The organism is Lacunisphaera limnophila (genome assembly GCF_001746835.1).
GTDB classification, from domain to species: Bacteria; Verrucomicrobiota; Verrucomicrobiia; order Opitutales; family Opitutaceae; genus Lacunisphaera; species Lacunisphaera limnophila.
This window is the reverse complement of record NZ_CP016094.1, coordinates 108,838-123,070: the sequence shown is the minus strand read 5'-3', so window position 1 is coordinate 123,070 and position 14,233 is coordinate 108,838. Positions and strand designations below refer to the sequence as shown.

Below are 14,233 nucleotides of genomic sequence, written 5' to 3'. Positions count from 1 at the left end.
TGCCTTCCCAGGGAGCGGGTTCGCATTTTTCATCCACCCAAACTTCAACCCACAACCAATACCCATATGGCTAAAGTAAACATCAAACCCATCGGCGATCGCGTGCTCGTGCAGCACATCGAAGAGAAAGAACAAGTGCGCGGCGGCATCATCATCCCCGACAGCGCCAAGGAAAAACCGCAGGAGGCCAAGGTCATTGCCCTCGGCACCGGCAAGAAGGACGAGAACGGCAAGGTCACGCCCTTCGAGGTGAAGGTCGGCGACAAGGTCCTCATCTCCAAATACGGCGGCACCGAGGTGAAGATCGACGACCAGAAGTTCACCCTCGTCCGCGAGGACGACATCCTCGGCGTCATCGCCTGAGTCACCCGTCTTAAAACTAATCTCAAAACTTAAACTTAGAAAATACTATGGCAGCCAAACAACTCCTGTTCGACGAGGCCGCTCGTCAGAAAGTCCTCCGCGGTGTCGAGATCCTCTCCCGCGCCGTCAAGGTCACCCTCGGGCCCAAGGGCCGCAATGTCGTCATCGACAAGAAATTCGGTTCCCCGACCGTCACCAAGGACGGCGTGACCGTCGCCAAGGAAGTCGAGCTTCCCGACCCGTACGAGAACATGGGCGCCCAGATGGTCAAGGAAGTCGCTTCCAAGACCTCCGACAGCGCCGGTGACGGCACCACCACGGCGACCGTGCTCGCCGAGGGCATCTACCGCGAGGGTCTGAAGAACGTCACCGCCGGCGCCAACCCGGTCTACCTCAAGCGCGGCATCGACAAGGCCGTCGAGGCCGCCGTCACCGAGCTCGCCCGCATCTCCAAGAAGGTCAATGACCGCGAGGAGATCCGCCAGGTCGCCACCGTCTCCGCCAACTGGGACGAGACGATCGGCAACATCATCGCCGACGCCATGGACAAGGTCGGCAAGGACGGCACCATCACCGTCGAAGAGGCCAAGTCCATCGAGACCACCCTCGACGTCGTCGAGGGCATGCAGTTCGACAAGGGCTACCTGTCGCCCTACTTCGTGACGAACGCGGAGAGCCAGGAAGTCGTCCAGGAGGACGCCTACGTGCTCATCCACGAGAAGAAGATCAGCAACCTGCAGGAGATGCTCCCGCTGCTGCAGACCGTCGCCAAGAGCGGCAAGCCCCTCCTGATCATCGCCGAGGAAGTCGAGGGTGAAGCCCTCGCCGCCCTGGTCGTGAACAAGATCCGCGGCACGCTCAATGTGTGCGCCGTCAAGGCCCCCGGCTTCGGCGACCGCCGCAAGGCCATGCTCGAGGACATCGCCGTCCTCACCGGTGGCAAGTGCATCACCGAGGACCTCGGCCTCAAGCTCGAGAACCTCACCCTCGCCGACCTCGGCAAGGCCAAGCGCCTCGTCGTCGACAAGGAGAACACCACGATCGTCGAGGGCGGCGGCAAGTCCTCCGACATCCAGGGCCGCGTCAAGCTGCTCCGCCGTCAGATCGACGAGACCACCAGCGACTACGACCGCGAGAAGCTCCAGGAGCGCCTCGCCAAGCTCGCGGGCGGCATCGCCGTCATCAACGTCGGCGCCTCCACCGAGGTCGAGATGAAGGAAAAGAAGGCCCGCGTCGAAGACGCGCTGCACGCGACCCGTGCGGCCGTGGAAGAGGGTATCGTCGCCGGCGGCGGCGTCGCCCTGCTCCGCACCGTCAAGGCCATCGAGGCCCTCAAGCTCGAGGGTGACGAGGCCTTCGGCGCCCAGATCGTGCGTCGCGCGATCGAGCACCCGATCCGCATGCTCTGCACCAACGCCGGCGTCGACAGCGGCGTCGTCGTGAAGGAAGTTTTGGCCGGCAAGGCCAACTTCGGCTACAACGTGGCCACCGGTGAGTATGAGGACCTCGTGAAGGCCGGCGTGGTTGACCCGACGAAGGTCACCCGCACCGCGCTGCAGAACGCGGCCTCGATCGCCGGTCTCCTCCTGACCACCGAGTGCATGATCACCGACATCCCCGAGAAGTCCGCGGCCCCGGCCGGCGGCGGCGGCGGTGGCGGCGGCGGCATGGGTGGCATGGGCGGCATGGACTACTGAGTCCAAGCCTCACCGCTCCCGAACCCTTCAAGGCGCGCTCTCCGGAGCGCGCCTTTTTCTTGGCCGAGACGGGGGAGCGCGTCGTCCGCAACGCGCTGGCCCGGCCCCGACCCAGGCGGGGTCGCCGTGGCTCCCAGGCGAAGCCGTCGCCCTCCTTTGCGTGCAACGCGATCCCAGCCCGGACCCATGGCACCGTGCTCCGGTCTCATGTGGGACAATAAAGAAAGTCGCGAATTGCGCCCGGGGCGTTTCGCTTCCGGCAACCCCTGTTCCTCCACGCGTGCCCTTGCCCCGGCCTTATCCGACTTACTTGACCCTGCTGGCTGCCCTGATGGGCGGCGGTGCGCTGCCCGCCGCGGAGCCGCCGGCCACGGTCGGGGTGTTTCTCGACCGCTATTGTTCCAGCTGCCACAACGAGGAAAAGCTGAAAGGCCGCCTCAACCTTGAGACGCTGGCCTACGATCCCGAAAACCGGTCCAACCTCGCCCTCTGGGTGAAGGTTCATGACCGCGTGAAGGCCGGCGAGATGCCGCCCAAGGAGAAGCGGCGGCCCGAGGCGGAGCTGACCGGGGAATTTCTGCAGATCCTCGCATCGACCCTGACGGAATCGGAGCAGGCGCTGATCGCCCGCGACGGTCGTGCCGTCCAGCGCCGGCTCAACCGCTACGAATACGAGAACGCCCTGCGCGACCTGCTCCACGTGCCCTGGGCGCAGATCAAGAACCAGCTGCCGCAGGACGGGGAGGCGCACCGGTACAACAAGAGCGGGGAAGCGCTCGACGTCTCGCACGTCCAGATGGCGCGTTACCTGACCGCCGCGGACTATGCCCTGAAGCAGGCCCTGCGGCAGCAACTCGACCGGCCGGAGCCGGGAGTCACCCGCTACTACGCGCGCGACGAACCCAGCCTGCGGGCCTTCATGCCGCGCGAGAACGGCACGTTGCCCGACCGGCTGACCTTTCCCGTGCTGGACTCGCGGGCCCAGCCGGACGTCCGCGCGGGCCGCGCCCCGTTTACCAGCCCCGAGACCCGCGAGCGTGAGGCCGTGGGCAAGGTCTCGAGCACCTTCAGCGACGCCGGGGCCTACAGCTGGGGCCAGTTCCGTGCGCCCATCGCCGGTCGCTACAAACTGCGTTTCAGCGGCTACTCGGTGTGGGTGAGCGGCGGCGGCATCGGCCGCTGGTTCTTCGAGGGTCAGGCCGCTGAGAAGTCGCCCGTGTACTGGCGCCCGGTGTGGCACCGGCCCAACCTGGACGAAGTCTGGCCGGGCCGCCGGCCGGAGCCGATCGGCGTCTATGCCGCCGCCGGCCAGGGGCAACGCCGGCAGGTGGGGGCCTTCGATTTTCACCCGGAGCCGACGGTCAACGAGATCGAGGTGCTGCTGGCAGCCGGGGAGGTGATGCAGACCGACGGTTCGCGGCTCTTCCGCACGCGCGTCAACGGCACCGACGAGCAATATGTGAACCCGCTCGCGGAGCCGGACGGCATGCCGGGTTACGCCGTGCAGTGGATGGAGGTCGAGGGACCGCTGGCCGACGAGACCACCGGGGCGGGCTACCGCCTCCTCTTTGATGACCTGCCGCTCCGCCGCCTTGAGGACGGCGCGCGCGGCGTGATGCTGGAGACCGTGCCGCCGCCCCCGCCGCCGGGCACCCCGCGACCGCCCGGACCGCCCTCCTTCAAGCTGGCCGAGGTGCCGGTCGAGGTGAAGTCGGAGAACCCCGCGCAGGATGCCGAGCGCCTGTTGCGCCGTTTCCTCGCGCGGGCCTACCGCCGGCCCGTGCGGGAGGAGGATGTGCAGCTCTTCCTCGCCCTCTTCCAGGGCCAGACGGCAAAGGGCGACGGTTTCGCCCAGGCGCTGCTCGCGACCTACACCGCGGTACTGGCCTCGCCCGGCTTCGTGTTTGTCGAGGAGGCCCCGGGCCGGCTGGACGACCACGCGCTGGCGACGCGCCTGGCGCTGTTCCTGTGGAATTCCGAGCCCGACGAGGCCTTGCGCGCCCGCGCCGCCCGGGGCGACTTGCGCCGGCCGGAAGCGCTCCGGGCCGAGACCGAGCGACTGCTGGACGACCCGAAGTCACGCCGCTTCGTGGATGCGTTCACCGACTACTGGCTCGACCTGCGCAAGATCGACGACACCTCGCCCTCGGCCACGCTTTACAACGACTACGAGCTCGACGACCCGCTCAAGCAGGCCGCCTTGGAGGAGACGCGGCTCTTCGTCGCCGAGCTCCTGCGTGCGGACCTGCCCGCGAGCAACCTGATCGATGCCGATTTCACCTTCGTCAACGAGCGGCTGGCGGCACATTACGGCATCCCGGACGTGAACGGCGCGGCCCTGCGCCGCGTGATCCTGCCGGCCGACAGCGTCCGCGGCGGCCTCCTCACGCAGGCGAGCATCCTGAAGGTGACGGCCAACGGCACCACCACCTCGCCGGTGTTGCGCGGGCACTGGATCACCGAGCGCATCCTGGGCTTCGAGACCCCGCCGCCCCCGCCGGTGGCGGCGGTCGAACCCGATATCCGCGGCGCCGTCACGATCCGCCAGCAGCTGGAAAAACACCGCGCCGATCCGAGCTGCGCCTCCTGTCACGCCACGATGGATCCGCCCGGCTTCGCGCTCGAGAGTTTCGACATCATGGGCGGATACCGGGAGCGTTACCGCGCGGTGAAGGAGGACATCGCCCCCGTGGCCGGGGTGGGGTTGAACGGGCAGCGCTTTGCGTTTCACCATGCCCTGCCGGTGGACGCGGCCGGGGAGTTGCCGGACGGGCGTCCGTTTCAGGACGTGCGTGAGTTCAAGCGGCTGCTGCTGGCCGACGAGCCGCCGATCGCGCGTGCCTTCGCGAAACAGTTGGTGACCTACGCCACGGGCCAGCCGGTGCGCTTTTCCGAGCGCGACCAGCTCGAGGCCATCCTGCAGCGGGCCGCGCCGCGGCGCTACGGCGTGCGCTCCCTCGTGCACGAGCTCGTCCAGAGCGACCTTTTCCAGATGAAGTGAACCCCGGGCGGCGGCGCCCTCATCCCTCCCATGAACCACCCATCCCCGGCCCCTTATGTCGCGACCCGCCGCGCCCTGACCCGGCGCCGCTTCCTGCAGGGCACGGGCACCCTGCTGGCCCTGCCGTTCCTCGAGGCGATGCTGCCGGGCTTCGTGCGCGCGGCGGAATCGTCGTCGCCGCTGGCGCCGGGCGCGAAGCCGCGCCGGATGTTCGGCATCTGCAACAACCTGGGGTTGCTCGGTGACAACTTCTTCCCGACGGGGGCGGGCAAGGACTACCTCGCCTCGCCCTACCTGCAGATGCTCGGGGAGCACCGGAACGACTTCACGGTATTCAGCGGCGTCTCGCACCCGAATGTGGACGGCGGGCATCCGGCGGACATCGCGTTCCTCACGGCGGCGCCGCACCCGGCGAGCAGCTCGTTCCGCAACACGATCTCGCTCGACCAGCACATCGCGGAGCGCATCGGCAGCCAGACGCGGTTCCCGTCGCTCACGCTCGCGGTCAACACCAGCACGCGCAGCCTCTCGTGGACCGGCGCCGGCGTGGCGATCCCCCCCGAGGAGAAGGCCGCGGAGGTCTTCCGCCAGCTGTTCCTGCAGGGCACGCCGGAGCAGATCGAGGCGCAGATCCGCGAACTCGACACCGGCCGGAGCATCCTCGACGCCGTAGCCGGCCAGGCGAAGTCCCTCGCACGCGACGTCGGCGCGCGCGACCGCGACCGGCTCGACCAGTATTTCACCAGCGTGCGCGACCTGGAGCACCGCCTGCAGGCCTCGAAGGGCTGGGAGCGGCGGCCGAAGCCGGTGGTGAACGCGCCGGTGCCGGTGGACCCGCCTAGCCCCGCGCAATACATGGCGAAGGTGAAGGTGATGTATGACCTTGTGCGCCTCGCGTTCGAGACGGACTCGACGCGATCGATCACGCTGATGCTGAACAGCGTCGGCACACCGGTGCCGCAGATTGCCGGCGAGGCCATCACCGACGACTACCACAACCTCTCCCACCACGGGAAGTCCCAGGACAAGCTCACGCAGCTGCAAGTGCTCGACGAGTGGCACATGAAGCTGCTCGGCGGGCTGCTGCGCGACCTGAAGGGCGTGCGCGAGGGCGGCGACACGCTGCTCGACCGCACGATGATCCTCTACGGCTCGAACCTGGGTGACGCCAACGCGCATTCCACGACCAACATGCCCACGCTCTTCGCCGGCGGGGATTCCGCCACGGCCAGCACCTGGTGTTCGACAAGAACCGGAATTACCCGCTGCCCAATCTCTTCGTCTCGATGTTGCAGCGGATGGGCCTCGAGGAAGGCAGCTTCGCCTCGTCCACCGGCCGCATGCACGGGCTGGAGATGGTGTGAGGAGGAGACCACAGGATTTATGGCCACAAAAAGCACAAAAAGGCGGGACCGGCGCCGGACGACTTGGCCGGGCATGGGCGGGGCGTGTTTCCTGGTTTTTGCGGCAGCCAGCGCCTTGTCCGCCGCAGAGCCGCGGGAGGTGGTGATCGACTTTGAGACGGCCGAGATCGGCAAGCCGGTCCCGGCGTGGACGGAGCAGGGGGTCGTCTTCTCGCTGGCCGGGCCGCTGGCGCACAGCCAGGCGGTCGGGCGCGTGATGTTCTTCCCGTATCTCCCGACGGAGCGGAAGGGTATCCTCAATGCGATGGCCCACGAGCAGCAGGTCCCGCTGCAGGTGAAGTTCCCCGCGCCGGTGGCGGCGGTGACACTCGTGCTGTGGGGCTCGACGGGCTGCCCGGCGAAGCTCCAGGCCTTCGACCGCGAGGACCGGTTGGTCGCCGAGGCTGCGGTACGCGCCGTCCCCGGCCGGAAAACTCCCGCCGATCCCGTGCCGCAGTTCGAGCTGACGTTGCGCGCCGCGGAGATCGCGACCATCCGCCTCAGCGGCCCGCGCACCGGGGAATATCTCGCGGCCGACGAAGTGCGCTTCGTGCCGGTGGGGCCGGGACACTGACCAGACTCCCGTTACCCGCGGCGGCTGCAGGGCGGGATTTCAAATCCGTGCCCAGCGGGGTGCCGGGCCCAGGCCGGTTCATTCCCCGCCACCCGTCAGTCCCGGCAAAACTGCTCAATCATTCGACCAATTAACTCATGGCGCCGTCGGGCAGGGTGGGGTACAGTACAAACGATTCCTTTTTGGCACCTCATACCCCATGTCACCCCTGGCCTTCCCCTGCCGCAGGCTTGCCTGCATCCTTCTCATTTCGCCGGTCCTGGCGCTCGCCCAGAGCGTCACGGTCAGTGTCAACGCCGGCACCGCCGTCCGCACCGTGGACGAGCGGGTGTTCGGCATTAACGCCGTGATCTGGGACCCCGAGGCCGGGAGCAGCCAGACCGTCTCCCTGCTGGAGGCGGCCGGCCTGCGCACCATTCGCATCCCGGGCGGTTCTTTGTCGGATGAGTATCATTGGCGCCTCAACCGCAGCATCGACCGCGCGAATCCCGGGCAGAACAACACTTGGCGCTGGGCCTCAGGCTACGACAAGTTCGCCAGCCTGATCACCGGGCTCAACGCCCAGGCCTTCGTGACCGTGAACTACGGTTCGGGCACCCCCGAGGAGGCCGCCGCCTGGGTGGCCTACGCCAACGCCTCCACCGGCAGCTCGGTGGCCATCGGTCGGGATGCCCTGGGTTACGACTGGCAGAATGCCGGGGTCTGGGCCCGCCTGCGCGCGGCGAGCGCGGTCACGCCGGACGATGACATGAACTTCCTGCGTCTGGGCCGCTCCGCCCCCTACGCGCTCAAGTACTGGGAAATCGGCAACGAGAACTACGGGGCGAACTGGGAGACTGATCTCCAGGCCAAGCGCCACGATCCCACCACGTACGCGCAGCGCGCCAAGGTTTACATCGAGAAGATGAAAGCCGTGGATCCCACCATCAAGATCGGCGTCGTCGTCGTGGCCAGCGAGACCGACTATGCCAATGGTTACACGCGTTCGGTCACCAATCCCCGCACCCAAGTGGCCTACACCGGCTGGACCCCCGTCATGCTGACCACCCTGCGTGAGCTCGGCGTCACCCCGGACATGGTGGTTTACCACCGCTACGAGCAGGCCCCGGCCAAGGACCAGCCCAACAACCCGGAGGGCGACGCCAAGCTGCTGCAGATGGCGAAGACCTGGCCCGACGACGCCGCCACCCTCCGGCGCCTCGTGAACGACTACCTCGGCACCGCCGGCGCCAACGTCGAGATCGTCGTGACCGAAAACAACTCCGTCTACGCCAACCCGGGCAAGCAGACCACCAGCCTCGTCAACGGCCTGTTCCTCGCCGACAGCCTTGGCAACATCCTGCAGACCGAGATTGACGCCTTCATGTGGTGGGACACGCGCAACGGCACGGATTTCACGAACAACAACAGCACGTCGCTCTACGGGTGGCGCAACTACGGCGATTACGGCATCCTCTCCTCGGCGGCGGCGGGCGGGCCGGCCACCTCCTTCGAGCCATATCCGACCTATTACGCGCTGAAACTGCTTTCGCGCTTCGCCCGCCAAGGCGACACGGTCGTCACGGCGACGAGCAATAACAGCCTGCTCACGGTCTTTGCGGTCAAGAAAACCGGCGGGAACCTGAACCTGCTCGTGATCAACAAAGACCCGGCCAATGCGCTGACCGCCAGCATCGCCCTGGCCGGACATACGGCGCCGGCGGCGGCCTTCGTTTATTCCTATGGCAAGCCGCAGGACGATGCCGCCCGGACGGGCAGCGGCTCGACCGACCTTGCCAGCACCACCATGGCCGTCTCCGGTTCGACCTTTAACGCCACCTTTGCGGCGTACTCGATGACGGTGATCTCACTCGATCCCACCGCGACCCCGCCGGCGCCGGCCAACCCGACCCCCACACCGACGCCGACCCCCACGCCCACACCGACCCCGCCGAGCTCGGGTGGTGGCGGGGGTGGTGGCGGGGCGCCGTCGCTCTGGTTTGCCGGCGCCTTGGCCGCGCTGGCTCTGGTGCGCTGGGCGCAGACCCGGCGGTAGGCCGGGGCCGCCCTGCTTTGCCCTTCACTTCCGGCCGGCCAGCGTGTTCCGTGGGCCCATGGAAGTCATCTTTCTCGGCACGGGCACCTCGCAGGGCGTGCCCATGATCGCCTGCGACTGCGCCGTGTGCACGTCGGCCGATCCCCGCAACCGGCGCACCCGGGCCAGCATCCATGTGGTCATGGACGGCCTGCACGTGCAGGTGGACGCGGCCCCGGAATTCCGGCTGCAGTGCCTGCGCGAGGACATCCGGCAGATGGATTTCTTCATCCTGACCCACGGCCATGCCGACCATGTGGTGGGCATGGACGACCTGCGGCGATTCTGCGATCTGCGGGGCGGCACGGCGCTGACCGTCTACACGACCGACGAGGGCATGTCCCGGGTGTTGTCCATTTTCCCTTATGCCATTGCCGAGCGGCCGGTCACCAAGGGCTATGCGGCCTTCAAGCTCATCGACATGCCGGGCGTGATGGACCTGCCGCAGGGCACGATCCGGTCCACGCTGCTGCCGCACGGTGGCATCAACACGCTGGGGCTGGTCTTCGAGGAGAAGTCGTCCGGCCGGCGCCTCGTGTATTACAACGACTGCAAGCGCATCCCCCGCGAGGCGGTGGCCCTGGCGCAGGGGGCCGATGTCGTCGTGCTCGACGGCCTGCGGGTCGAGCCGCATCCGTCGCACATGAACATCGAGGAGGCCTGCGCCGCCGGGCGGGAGATCGGCGGGAAGGCGACCTACCTCACGCATTTGACCCACGGCATCGACCATGCGACGTGGAGCGAGAAGCTGGCCCCGCAGGGCGTGCAGCTGGCGTATGACGGGTTGCGATTGAAAGTGTAGGGCGGGGTCTCCGAACCCCGCCTTGGAGCGGTCGTGATTACGTGATCGAGGCGGGGTTCGGAGACCCCGCCCTACAGCTTAATGGCCGCCGGCCGCACCTCAGAACGGCCACACCGCCGGGATCACGAAGATCGCGACGATGAAGCACAGGACGTTTAGCGGCAGGCCGAATTTCAGGAAGTCGCTGAAGCGGTAGCCGCCGACGCCATAGACGTAGGTGTTGGTCTGGTAACCGATGGGCGTGGCGAACGCGGCGGAGGCCGCGATACACACGGCGATGACAAACGGTCGCGGGTCGACGCCGAGTTGCACGGCGAGGCTGAGCGCGAGCGGGGTCATGAGAGCGGCCACGGCGTTGTTGGAGAGGATCTCGGTGAGCACGGAGGCCAGCAGGTAGAAGGCGGCGAGCATCACCATCGCCTTGTGCTCCGGGGGCACGAAGTGATTCACCAGCCAGAGCAGGCGGTCGACCACGTAGACGGACGTGCCGGTGTCCTCCATGGCCACGCCGACCGCAAGCATGCCGTAGATGAGGAAGAGCAGGTTCCACTCGATGGCGTCGTAGCCGTCCCGGGGCTTGAGGCAGCCGGTGAGGAACACGATGGCGCAGGCCAGCAGGGCGGCGACCTCGATGCTCATCCACCCGAAGGAGGAGGTGAGGATCACGCCCGCGATGCAACCGAGCACGATGCGCAGGTGGTGCGGGGGATGGCCCGCCGGCAAGGCTGGCCGGTCGACAAGCAGGAGATCCTCGCTGGCCCGCAGGCGCTCGACCGCCGGTTCGGTGCCCATCAGCAAGAGGATGTCGCCGTTGCGGAGCTGGCGCTCGGTGGCCCCGGCGCCCAGTTCCTTGCCGTGCCGGTGCACGGCCAGCACCACGAGGTGGAAACGCCGCCAGAAGCCCGCCTCCTTGTAGGTCCGGCCGATCAGGTCGGAGTTGGGGGCGACGATGCCCTCGACGAGCACGCCCTCGTGGGCGGAGATCTGGCCGAGGCCGAGCTTGAGCTCCGCCGCCAGATCCAGACCGTCGATGGAGCGCGCATGCTTCACGCCCTGCGGCCGGCACGCGAGGACGAGGCGGTCGCCGGCGGCCAGGACGGAGGCCGTGCTCTCCAGCGGCAGGGAGCGCTCATCGCGCACGATTTCGAGGACCCGGATGCCGCGGGCCAGCGTCAGCCCGGCTTCGGTCGCCGTGCGGCCGATGATGGCGGCGCCGGGCTGGACGAAGACCTCGGTGATGTACTCGCGACGGTCTTCCTCGGCCAGGGTGATGTTGGCGGGCTGGCGCTTGGGCAGGAAGCGGCCGAAGACCCCGATGTAGAGGGCGCCGACGGCGAGCATGGGCAGGCCGATCCAGGCCAGCTCGAACATGCGCAACGGTGGCTCGCCCCGCGACTGGAGGATACCGGTCACGAGCAGGTTGGTGCTCGTGCCGAGGAGGGTGCAGCAGCCGCCGAGCACGGCCGCGTAGGATAGCGGGATGAGGAACCGGGAGGCTGGCAGCTTCATCTTTCGCGCCAGGCTAATGACCACCGGCACGAGCACGACGACCACCGGGGTGTTGTTGATGAACGCGGAGAGACCGCCAACCCCGAGCACGATCAGCGCGATCACGGTGAAGTAGCTGAAACCGGCCAGGCCGTTGAGCAGGACGGCGAGCCGGTCGATGGCCCCACACTTCACCAGGGCCGCGCTGAGGATGAACATGGCGCCGACCGTCAGCGGGGCGGGGTTGGCCAGCACGCCGAAGATTTTGGCCTGGGGGACCACGCCGCTGACCAGCAGGATCACGAACAGCGACAGTGCCGTGACATCCGGTGCCAGCTTGTCGTGCAGAAAGCACAGCAGTGCGCCGACGATCAGCAGCAGCACGAAGGCAATTTCCCAAGTCATGCGGCGAGGCTGGGGGAGGGAGGGACTCGGGCGAGGCTAAATCGCTCGCGCCGGGATTGGTTGGGTATCTTACCCCACCTCAGGTGGCGGCCGAAAGAAATATGACAAGAGACTCAAAACGAGCTTGCTATAATTCCTACTAAATCAATGTAGATTAGATTACTGGCCTATGAAACTCTCCAAACGCGGCGAATACGCCTTACGCTCCCTGATCAACCTTGGCATCGCCGCCAAGGTGGGTCGGAAGCTGGTGCGCGTGACCGAGCTGGCCAAGGCCGAGGACCTGCCGATCAAGTTTCTGGAGCAGGTCATCCAGCAGCTCCGAGAGGCCGGCTTCGTGCAGAGTGTGCGCGGCAAGCATGGCGGCTACCGTCTCGCCAAGGCCGCCGACGCGATCCACATCGGCGAAATCGTGCGCCTGATCGACGGTCCGCTGGCGCCTATCGGCTGCGTGAGCCAGACGGCCTACGAGCCGTGCAATTGCCCGGACGAGGCCCACTGCGGCCTGCGCATGCTCATGCTCGATGTGCGCAACGCCATCGCCGCCATTCTCGACCGCTACACCCTGGCCGACGTCGTCGAGGTCACCACGCGCAAGATGGTGCGCGACGGCATCCCGCTGCCGTTCAGTGCCACCGTGACGGCACCCGCTTCCCCCAAGGTCAAGGTCCCGAAAGGGCGGACCGCCCATCCCAGCCCCACCGAGGGCGTCATTCATCAGATTTTGGGAGATTACGCCATATGAGCGAAGCCATCCTGCCCGCCGCGTCCGCCCCGCAGCCCGAGTGGCTGCGCCTGGTCCAAAACAAGGTCGAGACCCTCCGTTTCGGGGTCGTCCAACTCGTGGTCCACGACGGCCGCGTGACCCAGATCGAGCGCACCGAAAAGACGCGGATCTATTCGTCCTCGGCGAACAGCCAGGACAGCGCCGCCCTTTGACTTTCCGCCCACCGCCCACCGGCGGAGGCATCACCCGCATCCCAGCCCATACCGCATCAACCGACTGACCCGACCACGGGAAGTTCCCCAGGACCACAACCATCCGATCCCATGAGGAACTCACACCTTACCCAATTCGCGTCCGCGCTTTTTGTGCTGACCGTGCTCACATCCGCCACCCGCGCGGACGAACTCTCGGACCTGCGCCAGGCGCTGCAGGCCCTGGAACAGAAAATCCTCGTGCTTGAGCGCAAGCAGGAGCTCAAGGACGAGGCCGCCGCGGCCGCGCCGAAGCCGGCGGTGGTCACCGCCGCCGACGGCCGCATCGAGATCGCCTCGGCCAACGGGCAGAATTCCCTCCGCCTGCGCGGCCTGGTGCAGGCCGACTACCGTTGGTATGACGCGGCGAACGACCCGGCTGACACCTTCCTCGTGCGGCGCGCCCGGCTCATCGTCGAGGGCCGCTTCAGCCAGATCTTCAGTTACGTGCTTCAACCCGAATTGTCCGGCACGGTCCAGATCCTGGACGCCAACGTCAATGCCGCCATCTCGCCCGCCTTCAACGTACGCCTCGGCAAGTTCAAGGTCCCCGTCGGTCTCGAGCAGCTCCAATCGGACCCGGTCGCCTTCTTCAACGAGCGCTCCGTGGCCAGCGGGCTCACCCCGGTGCGCGACGTGGGCCTCCAGGTCCAGGGTGATCTTCTTGGGCAGACCGTGAACTACACCGTCGCCCTGCTGAACGGCGTGCCGGATGGCGCCAGTTCGTCGGGCACCGATTTTGACACCGACAAGACCATCGCCGCCCGCCTGTTTGCCACGCCCTTTGCCAACGAAAAGGATTCCTTCCTCAACGGGCTGGGCGTCGGCGTCGCCGTCAGCGCCGGCGACTACGCCACGACCGCCGGCCGCGCCGCCGGTTACCGGACCGACGGCCAGCAGAATTTCTTCACCTACGATGCCAGCGTCGTCGCGGCCGGCTCGGGCCTGACCGTGACGCCGCAAGGTTACTTCTACCGCGGACCCTTTGGGCTGCTGGCCGAATATGTCATCTCGTCGATCGACGTGCAGCGGGCGGCCCTGGGGGTGCGGGAGGTCAAGAACCACGCCTACAACCTCTCCGCCGGCTGGGTGCTGACGGGGGAGGCCAACTCTTACCGCGGGGTGACACCGAGGACCGTCTTCAGCCCCTCGGCCGGCACCTGGGGTGCGTTCGAGATCGTGGGCCGCATCGCCGGCGTGGACATAGACGATACGGTCTTCAGCGGTCCCGCGGCCGCCCGCCTGGCGAATCCCAACACCAGCGCCACGCAACTGACCACCTATGCCGTCGGCCTGAACTGGTTTCTCTCCCGTTCCGTGCGCGCTGGATTCAATCTTTATCACAACGAGTTCGACCTCGCCCCGGGCGCCGCGCCCGCGACGACCGCCCTCATCGCCGATGACGAAACCACCTTCATCAGCCGCCTTCAGGTCTCGTTCTGATTCCA

General features: G+C 67.2%; 10 protein-coding genes. 9 read left to right on the top strand and 1 reads right to left on the bottom strand.

Going from position 1 to position 14,233, the window contains the following annotated elements:
- Positions 1-66: 66 nt before the first annotated feature.
- The 6 genes from Verru16B_RS00545 to Verru16B_RS00515 all read left to right on the top strand — a co-directional run bounded on the left by Verru16B_RS00545 (position 67) and on the right by Verru16B_RS00515 (position 9,914).
- Positions 67-363, top strand: coding sequence for a co-chaperone GroES (locus tag Verru16B_RS00545; RefSeq protein ID WP_069960464.1), 297 nt, complete (start codon positions 67-69; stop codon positions 361-363).
- 47 nt (positions 364-410) lie between these two features.
- Positions 411-2,060 (top strand): chaperonin GroEL, encoded by a 1,650-nt coding sequence (groL, locus tag Verru16B_RS00540; RefSeq protein WP_069960463.1) that lies wholly within the window; start codon positions 411-413, stop codon positions 2,058-2,060.
- Positions 2,061-2,370: 310 nt separating this feature from the next.
- Positions 2,371-5,061 (top strand): DUF1592 domain-containing protein, encoded by a 2,691-nt coding sequence (locus Verru16B_RS00535; protein WP_069960462.1) that lies wholly within the window; start codon positions 2,371-2,373, stop codon positions 5,059-5,061.
- Positions 5,062-5,091: 30 nt separating this feature from the next.
- Positions 5,092-7,038, top strand: coding sequence for a DUF1552 domain-containing protein (locus Verru16B_RS00530; RefSeq protein WP_218918793.1), 1,947 nt, complete (start codon positions 5,092-5,094; stop codon positions 7,036-7,038).
- Positions 7,039-7,237: 199 nt separating this feature from the next.
- On the top strand, positions 7,238-9,073 hold the full coding sequence (locus tag Verru16B_RS00520) for a hypothetical protein (protein WP_069960460.1): 1,836 nt from the start codon (positions 7,238-7,240) through the stop codon (positions 9,071-9,073).
- 58 nt (positions 9,074-9,131) lie between these two features.
- On the top strand, positions 9,132-9,914 hold the full coding sequence (locus Verru16B_RS00515) for an MBL fold metallo-hydrolase (RefSeq protein WP_069960459.1): 783 nt from the start codon (positions 9,132-9,134) through the stop codon (positions 9,912-9,914).
- Positions 9,915-10,013: 99 nt separating this feature from the next.
- Here Verru16B_RS00515 and Verru16B_RS00510 read toward each other — a convergent pair whose 3' ends face one another.
- Positions 10,014-11,807, bottom strand: a complete 1,794-nt coding sequence (locus Verru16B_RS00510) for an SLC13 family permease (protein WP_069960458.1) — start codon at positions 11,805-11,807, stop codon at positions 10,014-10,016.
- A gap of 169 nt (positions 11,808-11,976) precedes the next feature.
- Here Verru16B_RS00510 and Verru16B_RS00505 point away from each other — a divergent pair, with 169 nt between their 5' ends.
- The 3 genes from Verru16B_RS00505 (at position 11,977) to Verru16B_RS00495 (ending at position 14,228) form a co-directional block, all read left to right on the top strand.
- Positions 11,977-12,552 carry an RrF2 family transcriptional regulator gene (locus Verru16B_RS00505; protein ID WP_069960457.1) on the top strand — a complete coding sequence of 192 codons (576 nt, stop codon included), beginning with the start codon at positions 11,977-11,979 and terminating at the stop codon, positions 12,550-12,552.
- On the top strand, positions 12,549-12,746 hold the full coding sequence (locus Verru16B_RS00500) for a YezD family protein (RefSeq protein WP_069960456.1): 198 nt from the start codon (positions 12,549-12,551) through the stop codon (positions 12,744-12,746). Before Verru16B_RS00505 ends, Verru16B_RS00500 begins: the two co-directional genes overlap by 4 nt.
- Before the next feature lie 111 nt (positions 12,747-12,857).
- Entirely contained in the window at positions 12,858-14,228 is a 1,371-nt protein-coding gene (locus tag Verru16B_RS00495; RefSeq protein WP_083269988.1) for an OprO/OprP family phosphate-selective porin, read from the top strand.
- Positions 14,229-14,233 lie beyond the last annotated feature (5 nt).

What these genes read in the sequence shown, in the direction of transcription:
- Verru16B_RS00545 (WP_069960464.1), top strand. Translation starts at nt 67, where the DNA reads ATGGCTAAAGTAAACATCAAACCCATCGGCGATCGCGTGCTCGTGCAG.
- Verru16B_RS00520 (WP_069960460.1), top strand. Translation starts at nt 7,238, where the DNA reads ATGTCACCCCTGGCCTTCCCCTGCCGCAGGCTTGCCTGCATCCTTCTC.
- Verru16B_RS00515 (WP_069960459.1), top strand. Translation starts at nt 9,132, where the DNA reads ATGGAAGTCATCTTTCTCGGCACGGGCACCTCGCAGGGCGTGCCCATG.
- Verru16B_RS00530 (WP_218918793.1), top strand. Translation starts at nt 5,092, where the DNA reads ATGAACCACCCATCCCCGGCCCCTTATGTCGCGACCCGCCGCGCCCTG.
- Verru16B_RS00505 (WP_069960457.1), top strand. Translation starts at nt 11,977, where the DNA reads ATGAAACTCTCCAAACGCGGCGAATACGCCTTACGCTCCCTGATCAAC.
- Verru16B_RS00495 (WP_083269988.1), top strand. Translation starts at nt 12,858, where the DNA reads ATGAGGAACTCACACCTTACCCAATTCGCGTCCGCGCTTTTTGTGCTG.
- groL (WP_069960463.1), top strand. Translation starts at nt 411, where the DNA reads ATGGCAGCCAAACAACTCCTGTTCGACGAGGCCGCTCGTCAGAAAGTC.
- Verru16B_RS00500 (WP_069960456.1), top strand. Translation starts at nt 12,549, where the DNA reads ATGAGCGAAGCCATCCTGCCCGCCGCGTCCGCCCCGCAGCCCGAGTGG.
- Verru16B_RS00510 (WP_069960458.1), bottom strand. Translation starts at nt 11,807, where the DNA reads ATGACTTGGGAAATTGCCTTCGTGCTGCTGCTGATCGTCGGCGCACTG.